The following is a 15,935-nucleotide window of genomic DNA, read 5'->3' as shown; positions in this document are numbered from 1 at the left end:
TCCCGGCCGGGACGCCGAGCCGCCCGTCGATCGACGAAGCCGCCTACCATCCGAGCCGGGACAGGACCGGGGCCCGAACCTAAGTGGCGCGTCCCCCGTGCCTGTATGGCGATTGTCGCCAAGCGTGCCTTCTGCCGTCCAGAGACGTCTGACAGAATCTCGCGCAGCAAGCTCGTGCACGGCGTTTTGGGGGTACGTACAGTGACTGAACGTGATTCGTCCGTGACATACGCTGCACACAGCGACCGGATGGCTACTTTCAGCACCATGCCCGCCTCCGCGGAGCCGGTGCTCTCCCAGCTCCCGCCGTCCGACCGGACCGCGCTGCAGGACAGCATGGGCCTGACCGTCGACCAGCTCCTCCAGCTGCCCGGGCTGGCCGGCACCCTCGTCGTCGGCGGGGCCACCGGCACCCGCCGCATCGTCCGGCACGTCGCCGTCGACGGCCCGGCCGACCCGCTCGCCGGTGCGGGCCCCGACCTGCTGGTCGTCCTGGGCGCCCGGCTGCCCAGCGGCGACCCGGCGCAGAGCCGCGCCCTGATCGAGCGGCTGCACCGGGCCGGCAGCGGCGCGCTCGCCTACCGCTCGGAGGCCGGCTCGGGCAACCCGGCCGGCGACGTCCCCGCCGAGCTGCTGGCCGAGGCCGACCGCCGGGGCTTCCCGGTGCTCGCGCTGCCCGCCCGGGCCCGGCTGGACGAGGTGGTCGCCGAGGTGCTCGGCGCGATCATCGACAAGCAGACCCAGGCACTCAGCCTCGCCAACCGGATGCACAACCAGTTCATCGACGTGGCGCTGTCCGGCGGTGGGCTGTCCGAGGTCACCGGGCAGGTGTCGACCTTCCTCGCCGGAGCGGCCGTCCTCGGGCTGGGCCCGGACCGCGAGGTGGCCACCCATGCCGGCCCACCGGAGGAGGTCGCCGAGATCCGCGACTGGCTCTGGCTGCTCGACGCCGCCGCCGACGACGCGTTCGCCGACCTCACCCCGTCGCGCCGGCTGTCGGGCAACCGCGCCGACCAGAGCGTGGTCACCCCGGCCGACGTGCTCGCCGACGCCGACCTGTCCCCGGCCGACGGCATCCTGCTGGTGCCCGGGCACCACGAGCTGCCCGGCGGGATCGGGGAGTACGCGGTCGCGCCGATCATGGCCGGTGACCAGCGGCACGGCTGGCTGGTCGCGGTGAACCGGCACGGCCCGATGTTGCTCGGCGCCGGCGCGGTGCTCGAGCAGGCAGCGGTCATCGCCGCGCTGTCGGAGATCCGATCGCAGGCGGTCCACTCGGTGGAGCTGCGGTTCCAGGGCGACATGGTGCGCCGGCTGGTCGGCGGGACGTTCGCCCACACCGAGCGGGCGCTGGCGTACGCCCGGTCCTTCGGCTGGCGGCTCGACGGCCCGGTCGTCGTCCTGGTGACCGCCACCGAGACGGTGGCCGACGCCGGGGCCGACCCGACCCGGGCCCTGGACGTGCTGGACCGGCTGGCCGACGGCTGGCGGGCGGCGGTGGACAGCGAGGTCGCCGGTGCCGCCGTCGCGGGGCTCGCCACGGAGATCGTCACGGTGCTGCCGTTGGACGGGCGCACACCCGAGGAGCTGTCCAGCCTGGTCGCCTCGGTGACCGCCCGGGTCAACGCCCGGCTGCGCCGGGTGGGCCGCCTGCTGGGCACCGGGATCGGCCGGCCGGCCGAGTCGCTGTCCGCGCTGGGGGAGGCCTACCAGCAGTCGCAGCGCGCCCTGGTGGTCGGTCAGGAGATCCACGGCGGGCACGCGGTCACCCACTTCGACCAGCTCGGCGTCTTCCGGCTGCTGTCGCTGATCCCGGACAGCAACGAGCTGCGCTCCTACGTCGACGAGGTGCTCGGCACGCTGGCCGACTCCTCGGACCCGGACTCGGTCGACCTGCGGGAGACGCTGCGGGTGCTGCTGGAGACCAACCTCAACGTCGCGGAGTCCGCCCGCCGGCTGCACTTCCACTACAACACGATGCGCTACCGGATCGGGAAGCTCGAGCGGCTGTTGGGCCCGTTCACCACCGACCCCACGCTGCGGCTGAACCTGCTGCTCGCCCTGCACGCCGCGCGCATCCGCGGGCTGGACCAGCCGCACCGGCCGCCGGTGGAGAGCGTGGTCGCCGCCGTCCTGGACGACGGGCTCGAGTCGCTGGTCTGAGGAAGGACCCACTCGCGAGCTCGTGGGCGGGCCCCTAGGAGGGGGCCGCGGGACGTCGTCCGGAGCGGGGTGTGACGCCCTTGTCACGGCTGTGTTCACCCGGTGTTCCGTGACGGGAACGTGTCCTCGTCCCCCTGGTGTGATCCGCGCACGTCTGCCACTGTCCGGTACCTCAGCGCTGAGCTACTTGCTCGGCGGAGGTGCGAGGAGGACTGATGGCGTTCGGCTGGAAGCTCTACGGGGACGGGAAGACCCCGCCGCTGGGTGAGGCGGTGGCACCCGACGAACGGCTGTCCTGGCCGCTGACCGTCGGCGTCGGCGCGCAGCACGTGGTGGCGATGTTCGGCGCCACGTTCGTCTTCCCGTTGATCATGGGGCTGGACGCCAACCTGGCGATCATGATGAGCGGGATCGCGACGATCATCTTCCTGCTCATCGTGCAGGGGAAGGTGCCCTCCTACCTGGGCACCAGCGCCGCGTTCGTCGGCGGCGTCGCGGCGGTCCGGGCCCAGGGCGGGGACAGCTCCGACGTGGTCGGCGCGATCCTCGTCTCCGGCGTCGTGCTGGCGTTGGTCGGCCTGCTCATCCAGGCCGCCGGCGTGCACGTGGTCAACCGGGTGCTGCCCCCGGCGGTGACCGGCGCGGTGGTCCTGCTCATCGGCTTCAACCTGGCCCCGGTCGCCGCGGGCCTGTACTGGCCGCAGGACCAGTGGGTCGCCCTGGCCACCATGGCGTTCGTCATCGTCGTCTCGCTGGCGCTGCGCGGCTTCTGGGCCCGCATCTCGATCCTGCTCGGCCTGGTCTTCGGCTACCTGCTCTCGCTGCTGCTCGACACCTTCTCCCAGGCGGTCACCTACGACGCCGCGGGCGTGGGGACGGCGCACGACCGCGTCGACCTCAGCGGCGTCGCCGACGCGTCCTGGTTCGGGCTCCCCGACCTCACCGCGCCCTCCTTCTCGGTCAACTTCGCGCTGCTGGTGCTGCCCGCGGTCATCGCGCTCGTCGCGGAGAACGCCGGCCACGTCAAGGCGGTCGGTGAGATGACCAAGCGCGACCTGGACCCGGTCCTCGGCCGGGCGGTGTTCGCCGACGGCGCCGCCACCGTGGTCGCGACCTCGGTGGGTGGCTCCCCGACCACCACCTACGCGGAGAACATCGGCGTCATGGCCGCCACCCGGGTCTACTCGACCGCGGCCTACTACGTCGCCGCCCTGGTGGCGATCCTGCTGGGGCTGGTGCCGAAGTTCGGCGCCATCGTCAACGCCACCCCCGGTGCGGTGCTCGGCGGGATCACCGTCGTGCTCTACGGGATGATCGGCCTGCTCGGCGCCAAGATCTGGAAGGAGAACCGGGTCGACTTCGCCAATCCGATCAACCTGGTGCCGCTGGCCGCCGGGATCATCATCGGCATCGGCGACGTGCAGCTGCGGTTCAGCAGCGAGTACTCCATCGGCGGCATCGCGCTGGGCACGATCGTCGCCGTGGTCGGCTGGCACGTGGCCCGGGCGCTCGCCCCGGCGGACATGAAGGCGGCGCTGTACCAGGAGGGTGGCTTCGCCGCCGGCACCGGCCCCGCACTGGGGGCGACCGGCAGCCATGCCGCCGACGGTCGTGCACCCGGCGGTGGAGCCACCGACCCGGGCGGCCCCGACCCCTCCGACGTCGACCGGATCAACCGGACCCGCTGAGGTCATCACCGGCCCGGCTCCCCGCGGGGAGCCGGGCCGGTGCACGTCCTGGACCGCCGCGAGGTCGGCACGGTGCCGTCCCGTGGGCGGCCGGCTCCCCGCCGGGCAGCCGCGCCCGCGTGCGTGGCGCGGCGGCGATCGGGGCACTGGCGCTCCGGGGCCGCACCGGTCGGCCCGGGAGAGAGGGACCGCATGACCGAGAACAGCCGGCCGCTGCAGGGGAGGGTCGCCCTGGTCACCGGGGCGTCCTCGGGGATCGGCGAGGCGACGGCTGTCGCGCTGGCCGAGGCCGGGGCGGCGGTCGCCATCGGCGCCCGGCGCAAGGACCGGCTCGACGCGCTGGCCGCGAAGCTGCGCGACGGTGGTGCCCGGGTGCTGCAGCTGGACCTGGACGTCACCGACGAGCAGGCCTGCACCGCGGCGGTCACCCGCACCCGCGAGGAGCTGGGCGGGCTCGACGTCCTGGTCAACAACGCCGGGGTGATGCTGCTGGGCACCATCGTGGGCGCGGACCCGGAGGACTGGCGCCGGATGGTGCAGACCAACGTGATGGGCGTGATGTACATGACCCACGCCGCGATCGAGGGCATGGTCGAGCAGGGGTCGGGCGACGTGGTCAACATGTCCAGCGTCGCCGGCCGGACCGCGCGCAAGGGCGCCGGGGTCTACAACGCCAGCAAGTGGGCGGTGAACGCCTTCAGCGAGTCGCTGCGCCAGGAGGTCACCGGCCGCGGCGTGCGGATCAGCCTGGTCGAGCCGGGTGCGGTGGCCACCGAGCTGACCGACCACATCACCCAGCCCGAGGCCAAGCGGGCGTCCCAGGAGATGGCGGCGGGGATGACCCGGCTGCAGGCCGAGGACATCGCCCGGGCGGTGCTCTACGTGGTCAGCCAGCCGCAGCACGTCGCGGTCAACGAGGTGCTGGTGCGCCCGACCGACCAGGAGCGCTGAGGCCGGGCCGTCAGCCGGCCTCGAGCACCCGCTTGAGGGTCTCGAGGTCGGCGGCCACCGCCGCGGTGTCGGCGTCGAACTCCGCCGCCGTCGCGCCCGCCGCCCGGCGGAGCGTGAACACCACCTCGCTGCCCGCGCCGTCGGCCAGCACCCGCACCGGGTTGGTGGTGGTCGTGCCGTCGGGCAGGACGACGTCGTGGTCTAAGACGCCGTACTCGTTGACCGGCACGAACCGCACGAGCACCCGGCCCATCGGGGAGTCGGCCACCCACTCGCCGCGCTCCCGCCGGATCCCGCTGGCCAGCCCGGCGGCCCACTGCGGCAGGTGGGCGGGGTCGCGGACCCAGGCGTAGACGGTGGCGGCCGGCCGGTCGATGGAGACGCTCAGGTGGCGGGTCTCGGAGGGCATGCCCGCATGCTGCCGCAGGCGACGTGCTGGCGGTCCAAGATCGCTTACGGCATCGTGGCCACGATGGACCCCACCTCGGCGCGCACCGGACGAGCGGAGACGGACGACGACCGTCGCTGGGCCCACGCGCTCGCTGCGCTCGGGCGGACGTCGAGCGACAGCACACGTCTGCTCCGCTCGTCCCGGCTGCTCACCTGGTCGTGGGTGCTGGCCCTGACGGTGCTGGCGCTGGCCGGTGCGCTGCTCCTGGCGGTGCTGTCCACCGATGCGCTGGTGCCCGACCCCGGACCGTCCGGCGGCTGGGAAGCGGCCGGCCTCGTCGTGCAGGGCGCCGGCCTGGCGGTGATGTTCGGCTACGGACTCGTGGCGTGGCGGTCCGGGCTGTTCCGAGCGGCGTGGTCGCGGCCGGCCGCCGAGCTGAGCCGGGCGCAGCGACGCAGCCTGATCGCCCAGATCCGCGGGCGGGCGGAGGTCGACCCCGCAGGCCTGCCGCTGGCCCGGGACGTGGGGCGACGGCTGGTGCTGCAGCACCACCAGCTCCTGCTGTTCGTCGGCATCGTCGTGCAGCAGGTGGGGCGCGCGATCGGCGCACCGACGAGGTCCGCCTTGGTGCTCACGGCCGTCGCGACGGTGGTGCTCCTGATCGCGGCCGCGCTGATGCACCGGGAGGCCCGGCAGGCGGAACGGTTCCTCGTCGACCACCCGGACTCTGGATCCCGGGACTGACCGCGTCGTTCCGGCCCGGTTCCGCAGGGCGACGGCCAGCTCGGCTGCCGTGTCCGGAAACCGCCGGATCCCGTCGGCGGTGCCCCCTAACGTCCGGTGCGTGCCCAGCCCCGCCCCGCGCGATCCGCTCACCCTCCTCGCGGTCAGCGTCACCGTCCTGGCCTGGCGTCGGCGTTCATCGGCATCCGCGCGGTGGGCGAGGACCTCTCACCCGGCGCCCTGGCGCTGGGCCGGCTGGCCGTCGGCACCGCCGTCCTCGGGGCGCTGCTGGCCCGGCGTGGCTGGGTGGCGCCGACGGCGGGGGAGTGGCGGCTGCTCGCCGTGTGCGGGGTCGGCTGGTTCGGCGTCTACAACCTGGCGCTGAACGCCGCCGAGCAGCACCTGGACGCCGGGACGACGGCCATGCTGGTCAACATCGGCCCGGTGCTGATCGCGGTCTTCGCCGGCCTCCTGCTGGGTGAGGGCTTCCCGCGCTGGCTGGTTATCGGCCTGGCCGTCGCCTTCTGCGGGGTGCTGCTGATCGGCTTCGCCACCCGCAGCGCCGGGGCCGACCTGCTGGGTGTCGCGCTGTGCGTGGTCGCGGCGGTCACCTACGCCGCGGGCGTGGTGGCGCAGAAGCCGCTGCTGCGCCGGCTGCCCGCGCTGCAGGTGACGTTCACCGCCTGCGCCATGGGGGCGGTCTGCTGCCTGCCCTGGGCCGGCGTGCTCGTCGACGAGCTGGGCTCCGCGCCGGCGTCTTCGATCGCCGGCACCGTCTACCTCGGCGCGGTGCCGACCGCGCTGGCCTTCAGCACCTGGGCGTACGCGCTGCGCCGGATGGACGCCGGCCGGCTGGGGGCGACGACCTACCTGGTGCCCCCGATCGTCGTGCTCCTGGGCTGGGTGCTGCTGGACGAGGTGCCCCCGGCGCTCGCCGTCGTCGGTGGCGGCGTCTGCCTGCTGGGCGTGGCCCTCTCCCGCCGGCGCACCCGGGTGCGCCGGCCGGTGCCGGTGCCGCAGGAGGCCGGGACCTCCACCGTCTGAGCGCGCCCCGTCCGGCGGGGAGTCGCCGACGTCTCACGGGTCGCCGCACGGGCCGGGGGAGGGTGGGCCGCAGACTCTCGGGGAGCGCCCGTGCCGTCCCGTCCTGCTGACGGGGAGACGGCCGGGCCGAGGAGAGGGGTTCGTGCCGGGATGACGGACGTGTTCCCGGGCGGCCTGCTCCCCGAGGGGCTCACCCCTGGGGTGCTCGTGCTGGTGCTGGTCGCCGCACTGGCCGCCGGGTGGGTCGACGCCGTCGTCGGCGGCGGTGGCCTCCTGCAGCTGCCCGCGTTGCTGCTGGTCCCGGGGATGAGCCCGGTGCAGGCCCTCGCGACCAACAAGCTGGCCTCGATCGCCGGCACCACGACCAGCGCCGTCACCTACTACCGGCGCGTGCACCCCGACCTGCGGACCGCCCTCCCGATGGCCGGGGTCGCTCTGGCTTGCAGCTTCGCGGGGGCGTCGGTGGCCGCGGCGCTCCCGGCCAGCGTGTTCAAGCCGGTCATCGTCGTCGCGCTCGTCGCGATCGCCGTCTTCACCGTGCTGCGTCCCTCCCTCGGGGAGGTGACCGCGTTGCGCCACAGCGGGCGTCGTCACCACGGCGTGGCCGCGGCGACGGGCGCGGGGATCGGCTTCTACGACGGCGTCCTCGGGCCGGGCACCGGGTCGTTCCTCGTGTTCGCCATGGTGTCGCTGCTGGGGTACGACTTCCTCAACGCCAGCGCCAAGGCCAAGATCGTCAACGTCGCCACCAACCTGGGGGCGCTGCTCTTCTTCGTGCCCTACGGCGCGGTCTTCTGGGGGCTGGGGCTCCTCCTCGGCGTGGCCAACACGTGCGGCGCCTACCTGGGTGCCCGGACGGCGACCGCGCGGGGCAGCCGCTTCATCCGGGTCGTCTTCCTGCTCGTCGTGACCGCGCTGATCGGCCGGCTCGGCTGGGACGTCTGGACGGAGAACCTGCGGCCTCTCCTCGAGTGAGATGCCGGTGGCCGCTCGAGGCCGTCCCGCTGCGACGACCCGCCGTCCGCGCTCAGCCTCCCGGGGACGGCCGGGAGCCGCTGTGCTCACCGACACCGGGCAGCGCGGTCGCGACCGCGTCGAGGGCGCCGGGCACCAGCGCGAAGTAGGCCCAGACCCCGCGCTTGTCGCGGGTGAGGAAGCCGGCGTCGACCAGCACCTTGAGGTGGTGGGACACGGTCGGCTGGGAGAGGCCCAGCGGTCCGGTGAGGTCGCAGACGCACACCTCCCGGCCCTCGTTGCCGGCCACCAGGGCGAGCACCCGGAGCCGCGCCGGGTCGGCCAGTGCCTTGAGCGTGCGGGCCAGGTCGGCGGCCTGCTCGGCGCTCATCGCGCCGGCGAGCTCGGCAGGGGTGCAACCGGGCGTCCGGACGTCGGCCAGTTCCATGCCCGGCCCGGACAGCGTTCGACTGCTGTTCACCCGGCCAGTATCGGTCGGACATTGACGAGTGTCGATACGTCCGGGCATCCTCTCGGAGATGGACGTCCGTCGATGTGCGCCCCCGTCGCGGGGGCGGAGGAGCAGCCCACCCCGATGAGCGATCTCGCCGCGGAGACCCACCGCCCCGGCACCGACCTCGAGACCCCGGTGCTGGCCCGGTTGTCGACCCTGGACCGCTTCCTGCCGGTGTGGATCGTCGCCGCGATGGCCCTCGGGCTCCTGCTGGGCCGGTTCGTCCCCGGGCTGGACGACGCCCTGGACGCCGTCCGGATCGGCGAGGTGAGCCTGCCGATCGCGATCGGGCTGCTGCTGATGATGTACCCGGTGCTGGCCAAGGTGCGGTACTCCGAGCTCGACCGGGTCACCGGCGACCGCAGGCTGCTCGGGGCCTCCCTGGCGCTGAACTGGCTGGTCGGCCCGGCGCTGATGTTCGCCCTGGCCTGGCTGCTGCTGCCCGACCTGCCCGAGTACCGCACCGGTCTGGTCATCGTGGGCCTGGCCCGCTGCATCGCCATGGTGCTGATCTGGAACGACCTGTCCTGCGGTGACCGGGAGGCCGGCGCCGTCCTGGTGGCGATCAACTCGGTGTTCCAAATCCTCGCCTTCGCGGCGCTGGGCTGGTTCTACCTGCAGGTGCTGCCCGGCTGGCTGGGGCTGTCGACCACCTCGGCAGAGTTCAGCGTGTGGACCATCGTGCTCTCGGTGCTGGTCTTCCTCGGCATCCCGCTGGTCGCGGGCTTCCTCACCCGCACGATCGGTGAGCGGGTCAAGGGACGGGACTGGTACGAGGACCGGTTCCTGCCCAGGATCGGCCCGGTCGCCCTCTACGGGCTGCTGTTCACCATCGTCATGCTCTTCGCGCTGCAGGGGGACGCGATCACCTCGAATCCCTGGGACGTCGCCCGCATCGCGCTGCCGCTGCTGGCCTACTTCGCGCTGATGTTCGGCGGGTCGTTCCTGCTCGGGATGCGGCTGCGGCTGGGCTACGCCAAGACCGCGACGCTGGCCTTCACCGCCGCGGGCAACAACTTCGAGCTGGCCATCGCCGTGGCGATCGGCACCTTCGGGGTCACCTCCGGCCAGGCGCTGGCCGGCGTGGTGGGCCCGCTCATCGAGGTCCCGGTGCTCGTCGGCCTCGTCTACGTCTCGCTCTGGGCCGCCCGCCGCTGGTTCCCCGGCGACCCCACCGTCCCCGCTCCCTCCCGGAGGAACGCATGACCACCACCCCCAGCGTGCTGTTCGTCTGCGTGCACAACGCCGGCCGCTCCCAGATGGCCGCCGGCTGGCTGCGGCACCTGGCCGGCGACGCCGTCGAGGTGCGCTCCGCGGGCTCCGTGCCCGGTGACCAGGTCAACCCCTCGGCGGTGGCCGCGATGGCCGAGGTCGGCATCGACATCTCCGACCAGCGGCCGAAGGTGCTGACCACCGACGCGGTCGAGGCCTCCGACGTCGTCATCACCATGGGCTGCGGGGACGCCTGCCCGGTGTTCCCGGGCAAGCGCTACCTGGACTGGGCGTTGGAGGACCCGGCCGGGAAGGGCGTGGAGTCCGTCCGCCCCATCCGGGACGAGATCGAGACCCGCATCCGCGGGCTGCTCGCCGAGCTGCAGGTGCCGGCCTCCCCGTGAGCGACCGACCGAGGGTCCTGTTCGTCTGCGTGCGGAACGCCGGCACGTCGCAGCTGGCGGCCGGGCTGATGAGGCACCTGGCCGGCGACGCGGTGGCGGTCTCGTCGGCCGGGACCGCGCCGGGCGACGGGCTCGACGAGCAGGCGGTGCGGTCCCTCGCCGAGCTCGGCATCGACATCGGCGGCCAACGGCCGAAGCCGGTCACCGAGCAGCTGGTCGGGGACGCCGACGTCGTGGTGGTCCTCGGCCGGGAGGCGCGGCTCGACCTGGCGCCCGGCACCCGGGTGCTGACCTGGGAGGTCGACGAGCCCTCCGCGCGCGGCATCGAGGGCATGGACCGGATGCGGCTGGTCCGGGACGACATCGCGGCGCGGGTGCGGGCGCTGGCCGACGAGCTCGGCGCCGGCCGGCACCCGGCATGACCCGCGGTGGATCAGGTGCGGACCGTGTGCCGGTCGGTCACCAGGTGGGTCACCGGGACGTCGGTGACCTTCCGCAGCCGGGCCGGCAGGTCGCGGCGCAGCCACTGGGACAACCCCCGTGGCAGGGTGGAGACGATGATCTCGTCCGCCGGCAGGTGACCGAGGGCGACCCGGACCGCCTCCAGCGCGTCCGCGTCACCGACCTCGCCGTCCACCGTCGCGCCCAGCCCACGGAGGTGCTCCAGCGCGTGCTCGAGGCGTTGACAGGCGAGGGCGTACGCGCGGTCGGTGGTCGAGGGTCCCAGGCCCGCGAAGGCCTCGGGGCCGTCGGTCTGGTCGTGCAGCGGGGTGGCCGGCGCCACGACGTGGAACTCGTGCGGCTCGGCGGCCATCCGCTGCTGCACGGCCTCGCTGAGCGTCTCGGTGGTGAGGGTCTGGTTGGCGACGATCAGGCAGTGACGCATCCGGGTGCTCCGGTCCGGTCGGTGACCTGCAGACCCCGCCATGGTGACCTGACGCACACCCGGACGCCAGTGCTGGCCGGCGTCCGCCCGGCGCCGTCCGGTGGGGGACGGCGGTGAGCGGGTCGCCGGAGCTGGCCCGCCGGCTGGGCACCGGGGACGCCGTCGTCATCGGCCTGGGGTCGATGATCGGGGCGGGCGTGTTCGCCGCGTTCGCCCCGGCCGCGCAGGCCGCCGGCGCCGGTCTGCTGATCGGGTTGGGGATCGCCGCCGTCGTCGCCTGGTGCAACGCGACCGCCTCGGCCCAGCTCGCCGCCCAGTACCCCGCCTCCGGCGGCACCTACGTCTACGGCCGGGAGCGGCTCGGGGACTGGTGGGGCTTCCTCGCCGGCTGGGGCTTCGTGATCGGCAAGACGGCCAGCTGCGCGGCGATGGCGCTCACCTTCGCCGCCTACGCCGCACCGGAGGGCTGGCAGCGCCCGGTGGCCGTGGCCGCCGTCCTGGCCCTCACCGCGACGAACTACCGCGGCGTCACCCGCACCGCCGGGCTCACCCGGGTCATCGTGACCATCGTGCTGGCCGCCCTGGCCGTCGCGGTGGCCGCGATGCTCGTCGGCGATGGGGCCGGTGGCGACGGACCGGGGAGCTGGGCGGTCGAGGGAGGCGTGCTCGGGGTGCTCCAGTCGGCCGGGCTGCTCTTCTTCGCCTTCGCCGGCTACGCGCGCATCGCCACGATGGGCGAGGAGGTCCGCGACCCGGCCCGGACCATCCCGCGCGCCGTCCTGCTGGCGCTCGGCCTGGCCGTCGCGGTCTACCTCGTGGTGGCGCTGGCGCTGCTCACCGCGCTGGGCCCGGGGGGCGTCGCCGCGACCCCGGAACCGCTCGCCGCGGCCGTGGCCGCGGGCAGCTGGGACTGGGCCGGGCCGGTCGTGCGGATCGGTGCGGCCACGGCGGCGCTCGGTGCACTGCTCGCGCTGATCGCCGGCATCGGCCGGACCAGCCTGGCGATGGGCCGGCAGGGCGACCTGCCGCGGTACCTGGCCGCGGTGCACCCCCGCTTCTCCGTGCCGCACCGCGCCGAGGTCACCGTCGGGCTCGTCGTCTGCCTGCTGGTGCTGACCGTCGACCTGCGCGGCGCGATCGGCTTCTCCTCCTTCGGCGTGCTGCTCTACTACGCCGTCGCCAACGCCGCGGCGTTCACCCAGGACGGCGCGCACCGCCGGTTCCCCCGTGCGCTGCAGGTCCTCGGCCTGGTGGGCTGCCTCGTGCTCGTCGCCACGCTGCCGTGGCAGTCCGTGGTCGGCGGCACCGCCGTCTTCGCCGTGGGCATCGCCTACCGGGCCGCCCGGCTGCGACTGACGAGCCGGTGACCCCGTCCACCCCGGTCGGGCGCGGGGACCGGGGGAGCACGCATCAGCCTGCGGTGGAGGCCCCGGTGCCCACCGGCTGCGGCGCTGTGCCGCATCAGCTCGCCGGCTCCGGTGCCCCACCCGACCGGCCGTGCGCGCTGCCGGTGGCGAAGCCGACGCCGCCGGCCTCGGCGGCCTCCCGGGCGCCGAGGTCGGTGCTGCACACCCCGGTCGAGGGCAGCCGCAGCTGCACCCGGTCGGCCGCCTCGAGGTCCCCGGCGAGCGCGGCGGCGATCGAGCGCACCTGCTCGTAGCCGGTGGCCAGCAGGAAGGTCGGGGCGCGGCCGTAGGACTTCATGCCGACCACGTAGAAGCCCTCGTCGGGGTGGGTGAGCTCGCGGTGCCCGTGCGGCGGGACGGTGCCGCAGGAGTGGAGGTCGGGATCGATCAGCGGAGCCAGCCGGGTCGGCGCCTCCACGCCCGGGTCCAGGGCGAGCCGCACCTCCCGCAGCACGTCCAGGTCGGGGCGGAAGCCGGTGGCGGCGGCCAGCGCGTCGACCTGCAGGTCGACCTCGGCGCCGTCCCGGCCGGTGCCGGTCACCTGGAGCCGGCCGTCGCCGGTCGGTGCCACCTCGGTCAGCGTGACCTCGCGGTGCAGCTCCACCTGCCCCGCCCGGACGGCGGCCTTCAAGGTGGCGCCGAGCAGACCGCGGGCGGGCAGCCCGTCGGCGTCCCCGCCGCCGTAGAGCCGGGCGGGGGAGCGGCCGCGGATGGCCCAGCTGATCTGCGTGCCGGGCTCGCTGGGCTGCAGCTCGACCAGCGCCAGCAGCGTGTTCGCCGCCGAGTGCCCCATGCCGACCACCAGGGTGTGCTTCCCGGCGAAGCGCGCCCGGTCCCGCCCGAGCACGTCGGGCAGCGGACCGACCAGCCAGTCGCCGGCCTGCTCCTCACCGATCACGGGCAGACCGGCAGTGCCCAGGGGGTTGCGATGGCCCCAGGTGCCCGACGCGTCGATGACCGCGCGAGCGGACAGGTCCCGCACCCGGCCGTCGACGACAGTGCGCACCAGGTAGGCCCGGCCTGCCCGGCCGAGGGTGCGCGTCTTGTCCACGCCGGCGCGGCTCACCGCGACCACCCGGGTGCCGGTGCGGATCCGGCCGGCCAGCCGCGGCGTCGCGGCGAGCGGCGCCAGGTACCGGTCGGCGAGCTCGGCGCCGGTGGGCAGCGCGGTGCGGTCGGGGGACTCCCAGCCGGTCTGCTCGAGCAGCCGGACGGCGGCGTCGTCGACGTCGTGCTCCCAGGGGGAGAAGAGCCGCACGTGCCCCCAGGCCCGCACGGCCGCCGCCGGCTGGTCGCCGGCCTCCAGTACCAGGGGCTCCAGGCCTCGCTCCAGCAGGTGGGCCGCGGCGGCCAGCCCGACCGGTCCGGCACCGATCACCACGACCGGCAGGTCGTCCGTCGTCCTCGCGCTCATGCGGTCTCACGTCCTCACTCGGCGGTACCAATGCCGACGCACGTTAACAGCGAACACTGTTGACAACAACCACCGTGTGGCAGACTCCGGGCATGCGCCAGGACCTGGACGTGCGACTGCTGGACGTCGCCGAGCTGACCTCTCCCGCCGACCGTGCCCGCCTGCTCGCCCCGCAGCTGAAGGCGCTCGGCGATCCCAACCGCCTGCACCTGCTCCTGCTGCTGGCCGAGGGGCCGCGCACCGTCCGCGAGCTGACCGACGCCGCGGGCATGAGCCAGACGCTGGTCAGCCACCACCTGGCGCCGCTGCGCGAGCAGGGGCTGGTCACGAGCACGCCGAAGGGGCGCAGCAACGTCTACGCGCTGTGCTGCGAGGCCCTCGCTGGGCCGGTGAAGGCGCTCGCGACCCTGGCGGCGCTGACCCCCGAGGGCGCCGACGCCTGCTGCTCCTGACCGGCCGCGCCCGCCGGCCCTGATCCGTCCGGCGCGTCAGCCTCGACCGGCGGTGGCCGTCGGTCTCAGCGCCGCCGGGGCGCCCAGGGGTCGTCGGGGTCGAAGTCGTCGGGATCGTCGGAGTCCGTGCTCGCGCTGGTCGCACCCGTGGCCGGGCGGCGGCTGGCTGCCTCGAGGGCGGCGTCCCGTTCCGCGGCCCGCTGTGCGCGCTCCAGCCGGGCGTCCTCCCGCAGCTGCCGGCGGCTCGGCGTCCCGTCGGCGTTGGTGAAGGCCAGCCAGTCGTCCTTCTGCCGCCAGAGCGCGGCGCCGGCCAGGGCCAGACCCAGCGGCACGACGTAGCCGGCCACCCGCTCCATGCCCCCCTCGCCGAGGAAGAGGAACACCGCCGAGGCGAAGAAGATCGTGCCGATCAGCCCGGCGAGCCCCAGCAGGGCCAGCGTGGTGCCCAGCGCCTCCGAGCGGGGCCGGACCCCGTAGGCCAGGGCGATCAGCCCGATCGCCCCGGCGACGAAGTGCGCCCCCGCCGCGACCGTGTGGACCGTCGTGTTGCCGTCGGAGGGGAAGAGCCCGACCAGGAGCACCCCGGCCCCGGCCACCCCGAGCAGCGGGCCGGCCAGGCGGCCACCGGTGCCGGACAGCCCGGGGCGCAGCAGCAGTGCCCCGGCGATGATCAGCAGCCCCTGCAGGACGAAGGAGGCGTTCATCAGCAACCGGGCCGGCGAGGCGGCCGTCCCGAGGTCGCTGATCACGTCCGCGGAGTACGAGTAGCCCTCGTACTGCAGCGCAGCGATCGCCTCGACGACGAAGAACTGCAGGGTCAGCACCCACGCGAGCCCGCCCCAGCGGTACCGGCTGTCCGTCACGGGGAGCCATGGTCCCAGGCCCCGCTGTGCGAACGGCAGACTGCCGGTGTGACGGTCCGCTCCATCGCCCTCTTCGTGCTCGCCGCGCTGCTGGAGATCGGTGGCGCATGGCTGGTCTGGCAGGGGCTCCGGGAGCACCGCGGCTGGCTCTGGGTCGGCATCGGCATGGCCTCGCTCGCGCTCTACGGCATGGTCGCCACGCTGCAGCCGGAGGCCGCCTTCGGTCGGGTGCTGGCGGCCTACGGCGGGGTCTTCGTCGCCGGGTCACTGCTGTGGGGGATGGCCGCCGACGGCTTCCGGCCGGACCGGTGGGACGTCGGCGGTGCCCTGGTCTGCCTGGTCGGCGTCGCACTGATCATGTACGCGCCCCGGGGTGGCTGAGCGGCTCGGCGCCCTCAGGCGGTGATCCCGGCGTGGCCGAGCACGGCCGCGTACTGGCCGGGTGACAGCCACGACGGGTTGCTCCCGGCGGGCATCCGCAGCACCTCGGCCGACCGGGTCGCCGGGTCGGCCAGCAGCTCGGATCGGTCGACCGGCGCTGCCAGCCGGCTCCACCGGACGGCGACCACCGGCCCGCCCGGGAAGGCGTGGTCCACCGGCCCGGCCAGCCGGCCCAGGGCGTGCACGCCGGGCCGGTCGCGGCCGCTGACCCACAGCAGGCACGGCTGGCCCGGGGTCATCAGCGTCAGCCGGTAGGAGGGCCGCAGGCACCGGTCGAGCACCGCCGTCTCGCCCGGCTGCCACCGGGGGAGCAGCGCCCCGGGCGGCCGGTTGCTCTTCAGCACCCAGCAGGCGACGTCGTCGGCGGTCAGCGGCGGCACGGCCCCGAGCCAACCAGTCGCCCGGCGTGTCGGCGACGGGTCGGTCGTG

Annotated in this window: 18 protein-coding genes; 12 read left to right on the top strand and 6 right to left on the bottom strand. The window is 74.6% G+C overall.

Going from position 1 to position 15,935, the window contains the following annotated elements; translation table 11 throughout:
* The first annotated feature begins 267 nt into the window (after positions 1-267).
* The 3 genes from FB380_RS19580 to FB380_RS19570 all read left to right on the top strand — a co-directional run bounded on the left by FB380_RS19580 (position 268) and on the right by FB380_RS19570 (position 4,802).
* Positions 268-2,163 carry a PucR family transcriptional regulator gene (locus tag FB380_RS19580; protein WP_166756956.1) on the top strand — a complete coding sequence of 632 codons (1,896 nt, stop codon included), beginning with the start codon at positions 268-270 and terminating at the stop codon, positions 2,161-2,163.
* Between the two features lie 215 nt (positions 2,164-2,378).
* A complete protein-coding gene (locus FB380_RS19575; protein ID WP_166756955.1) occupies positions 2,379-3,851 on the top strand; it encodes a uracil-xanthine permease family protein in 1,473 nt (490 codons plus the stop codon).
* A gap of 192 nt (positions 3,852-4,043) precedes the next feature.
* On the top strand, positions 4,044-4,802 hold the full coding sequence (locus FB380_RS19570) for an SDR family NAD(P)-dependent oxidoreductase (RefSeq protein ID WP_166756954.1): 759 nt from the start codon (positions 4,044-4,046) through the stop codon (positions 4,800-4,802).
* 10 nt (positions 4,803-4,812) lie between these two features.
* Here FB380_RS19570 and FB380_RS19565 read toward each other — a convergent pair whose 3' ends face one another.
* Positions 4,813-5,211, bottom strand: a complete 399-nt coding sequence (locus FB380_RS19565; RefSeq protein ID WP_166756953.1) for an SRPBCC family protein — start codon at positions 5,209-5,211, stop codon at positions 4,813-4,815.
* 63 nt (positions 5,212-5,274) lie between these two features.
* Here FB380_RS19565 and FB380_RS19560 point away from each other — a divergent pair, with 63 nt between their 5' ends.
* The 3 genes from FB380_RS19560 (at position 5,275) to FB380_RS19550 (ending at position 7,935) form a co-directional block, all read left to right on the top strand.
* Positions 5,275-5,937, top strand: a complete 663-nt coding sequence (locus FB380_RS19560; protein ID WP_166756952.1) for a hypothetical protein — start codon at positions 5,275-5,277, stop codon at positions 5,935-5,937.
* Between the two features lie 192 nt (positions 5,938-6,129).
* On the top strand, positions 6,130-6,960 hold the full coding sequence (locus FB380_RS19555) for a DMT family transporter (protein ID WP_208383704.1): 831 nt from the start codon (positions 6,130-6,132) through the stop codon (positions 6,958-6,960).
* Between the two features lie 150 nt (positions 6,961-7,110).
* Positions 7,111-7,935 carry a sulfite exporter TauE/SafE family protein gene (locus tag FB380_RS19550; RefSeq protein WP_166756951.1) on the top strand — a complete coding sequence of 275 codons (825 nt, stop codon included), beginning with the start codon at positions 7,111-7,113 and terminating at the stop codon, positions 7,933-7,935.
* A 52-nt stretch (positions 7,936-7,987) separates the two neighbouring features.
* On the opposite strand, the gene FB380_RS19545 is transcribed toward FB380_RS19550, so the two are convergent.
* Positions 7,988-8,395, bottom strand: coding sequence for an ArsR/SmtB family transcription factor (locus tag FB380_RS19545; protein ID WP_229682160.1), 408 nt, complete (start codon positions 8,393-8,395; stop codon positions 7,988-7,990).
* A 114-nt stretch (positions 8,396-8,509) separates the two neighbouring features.
* On the opposite strand from FB380_RS19545, the gene arsB reads away from it, so the two are divergent.
* The 3 genes from arsB to FB380_RS19530 are packed head-to-tail and all read left to right on the top strand — an operon-like array spanning position 8,510 to position 10,466.
* Positions 8,510-9,634 (top strand): ACR3 family arsenite efflux transporter, encoded by a 1,125-nt coding sequence (gene arsB / locus FB380_RS19540; protein ID WP_279591120.1) that lies wholly within the window; start codon positions 8,510-8,512, stop codon positions 9,632-9,634.
* Complete coding sequence (locus FB380_RS19535; RefSeq protein WP_166756950.1) at positions 9,631-10,044, top strand: arsenate reductase ArsC; 414 nt, start codon at positions 9,631-9,633, stop codon at positions 10,042-10,044. The genes arsB and FB380_RS19535 overlap by 4 nt, the downstream gene beginning before the upstream one ends.
* The gene (locus tag FB380_RS19530) at positions 10,041-10,466 is read left to right on the top strand and encodes an arsenate-mycothiol transferase ArsC (protein ID WP_166756949.1); all 426 of its coding nucleotides are present in this window, start codon (positions 10,041-10,043) and stop codon (positions 10,464-10,466) included. Before FB380_RS19535 ends, FB380_RS19530 begins: the two co-directional genes overlap by 4 nt.
* A gap of 11 nt (positions 10,467-10,477) precedes the next feature.
* On the opposite strand, the gene FB380_RS19525 is transcribed toward FB380_RS19530, so the two are convergent.
* Positions 10,478-10,930: a hypothetical protein gene (locus FB380_RS19525; RefSeq protein ID WP_166756948.1), complete on the bottom strand. Its 453-nt coding sequence runs from the start codon at positions 10,928-10,930 to the stop codon at positions 10,478-10,480.
* A 113-nt stretch (positions 10,931-11,043) separates the two neighbouring features.
* Between FB380_RS19525 and FB380_RS19520 the strand changes: the two genes are divergently transcribed.
* Positions 11,044-12,297 (top strand): APC family permease, encoded by a 1,254-nt coding sequence (locus FB380_RS19520; RefSeq protein ID WP_166756947.1) that lies wholly within the window; start codon positions 11,044-11,046, stop codon positions 12,295-12,297.
* A 94-nt stretch (positions 12,298-12,391) separates the two neighbouring features.
* On the opposite strand, the gene FB380_RS19515 is transcribed toward FB380_RS19520, so the two are convergent.
* Positions 12,392-13,750: an FAD-dependent oxidoreductase gene (locus tag FB380_RS19515; RefSeq protein ID WP_166756946.1), complete on the bottom strand. Its 1,359-nt coding sequence runs from the start codon at positions 13,748-13,750 to the stop codon at positions 12,392-12,394.
* A gap of 92 nt (positions 13,751-13,842) precedes the next feature.
* On the opposite strand from FB380_RS19515, the gene FB380_RS19510 reads away from it, so the two are divergent.
* Positions 13,843-14,202, top strand: a complete 360-nt coding sequence (locus FB380_RS19510) for an ArsR/SmtB family transcription factor (RefSeq protein ID WP_166756945.1) — start codon at positions 13,843-13,845, stop codon at positions 14,200-14,202.
* 65 nt (positions 14,203-14,267) lie between these two features.
* Here the strand turns inward: FB380_RS19510 and FB380_RS19505 are convergent, their stop codons facing one another.
* A complete protein-coding gene (locus FB380_RS19505; protein ID WP_166756944.1) occupies positions 14,268-15,065 on the bottom strand; it encodes a DUF998 domain-containing protein in 798 nt (265 codons plus the stop codon).
* A gap of 48 nt (positions 15,066-15,113) precedes the next feature.
* On the opposite strand from FB380_RS19505, the gene FB380_RS19500 reads away from it, so the two are divergent.
* Entirely contained in the window at positions 15,114-15,446 is a 333-nt protein-coding gene (locus tag FB380_RS19500; RefSeq protein WP_166756943.1) for a YnfA family protein, read from the top strand.
* 14 nt (positions 15,447-15,460) lie between these two features.
* Here FB380_RS19500 and FB380_RS19495 read toward each other — a convergent pair whose 3' ends face one another.
* The gene (locus FB380_RS19495) at positions 15,461-15,886 is read right to left on the bottom strand and encodes a hypothetical protein (protein WP_166756942.1); all 426 of its coding nucleotides are present in this window, start codon (positions 15,884-15,886) and stop codon (positions 15,461-15,463) included.
* Between the last annotated feature and the right edge of the window lie 49 nt (positions 15,887-15,935).

Source organism: Modestobacter marinus, from assembly GCF_011758655.1.
In the GTDB taxonomy this organism is placed as follows: Bacteria; Actinomycetota; Actinomycetes; order Mycobacteriales; family Geodermatophilaceae; genus Modestobacter; species Modestobacter marinus.
This window is presented reverse-complemented; position numbering and strand designations above follow the sequence as displayed.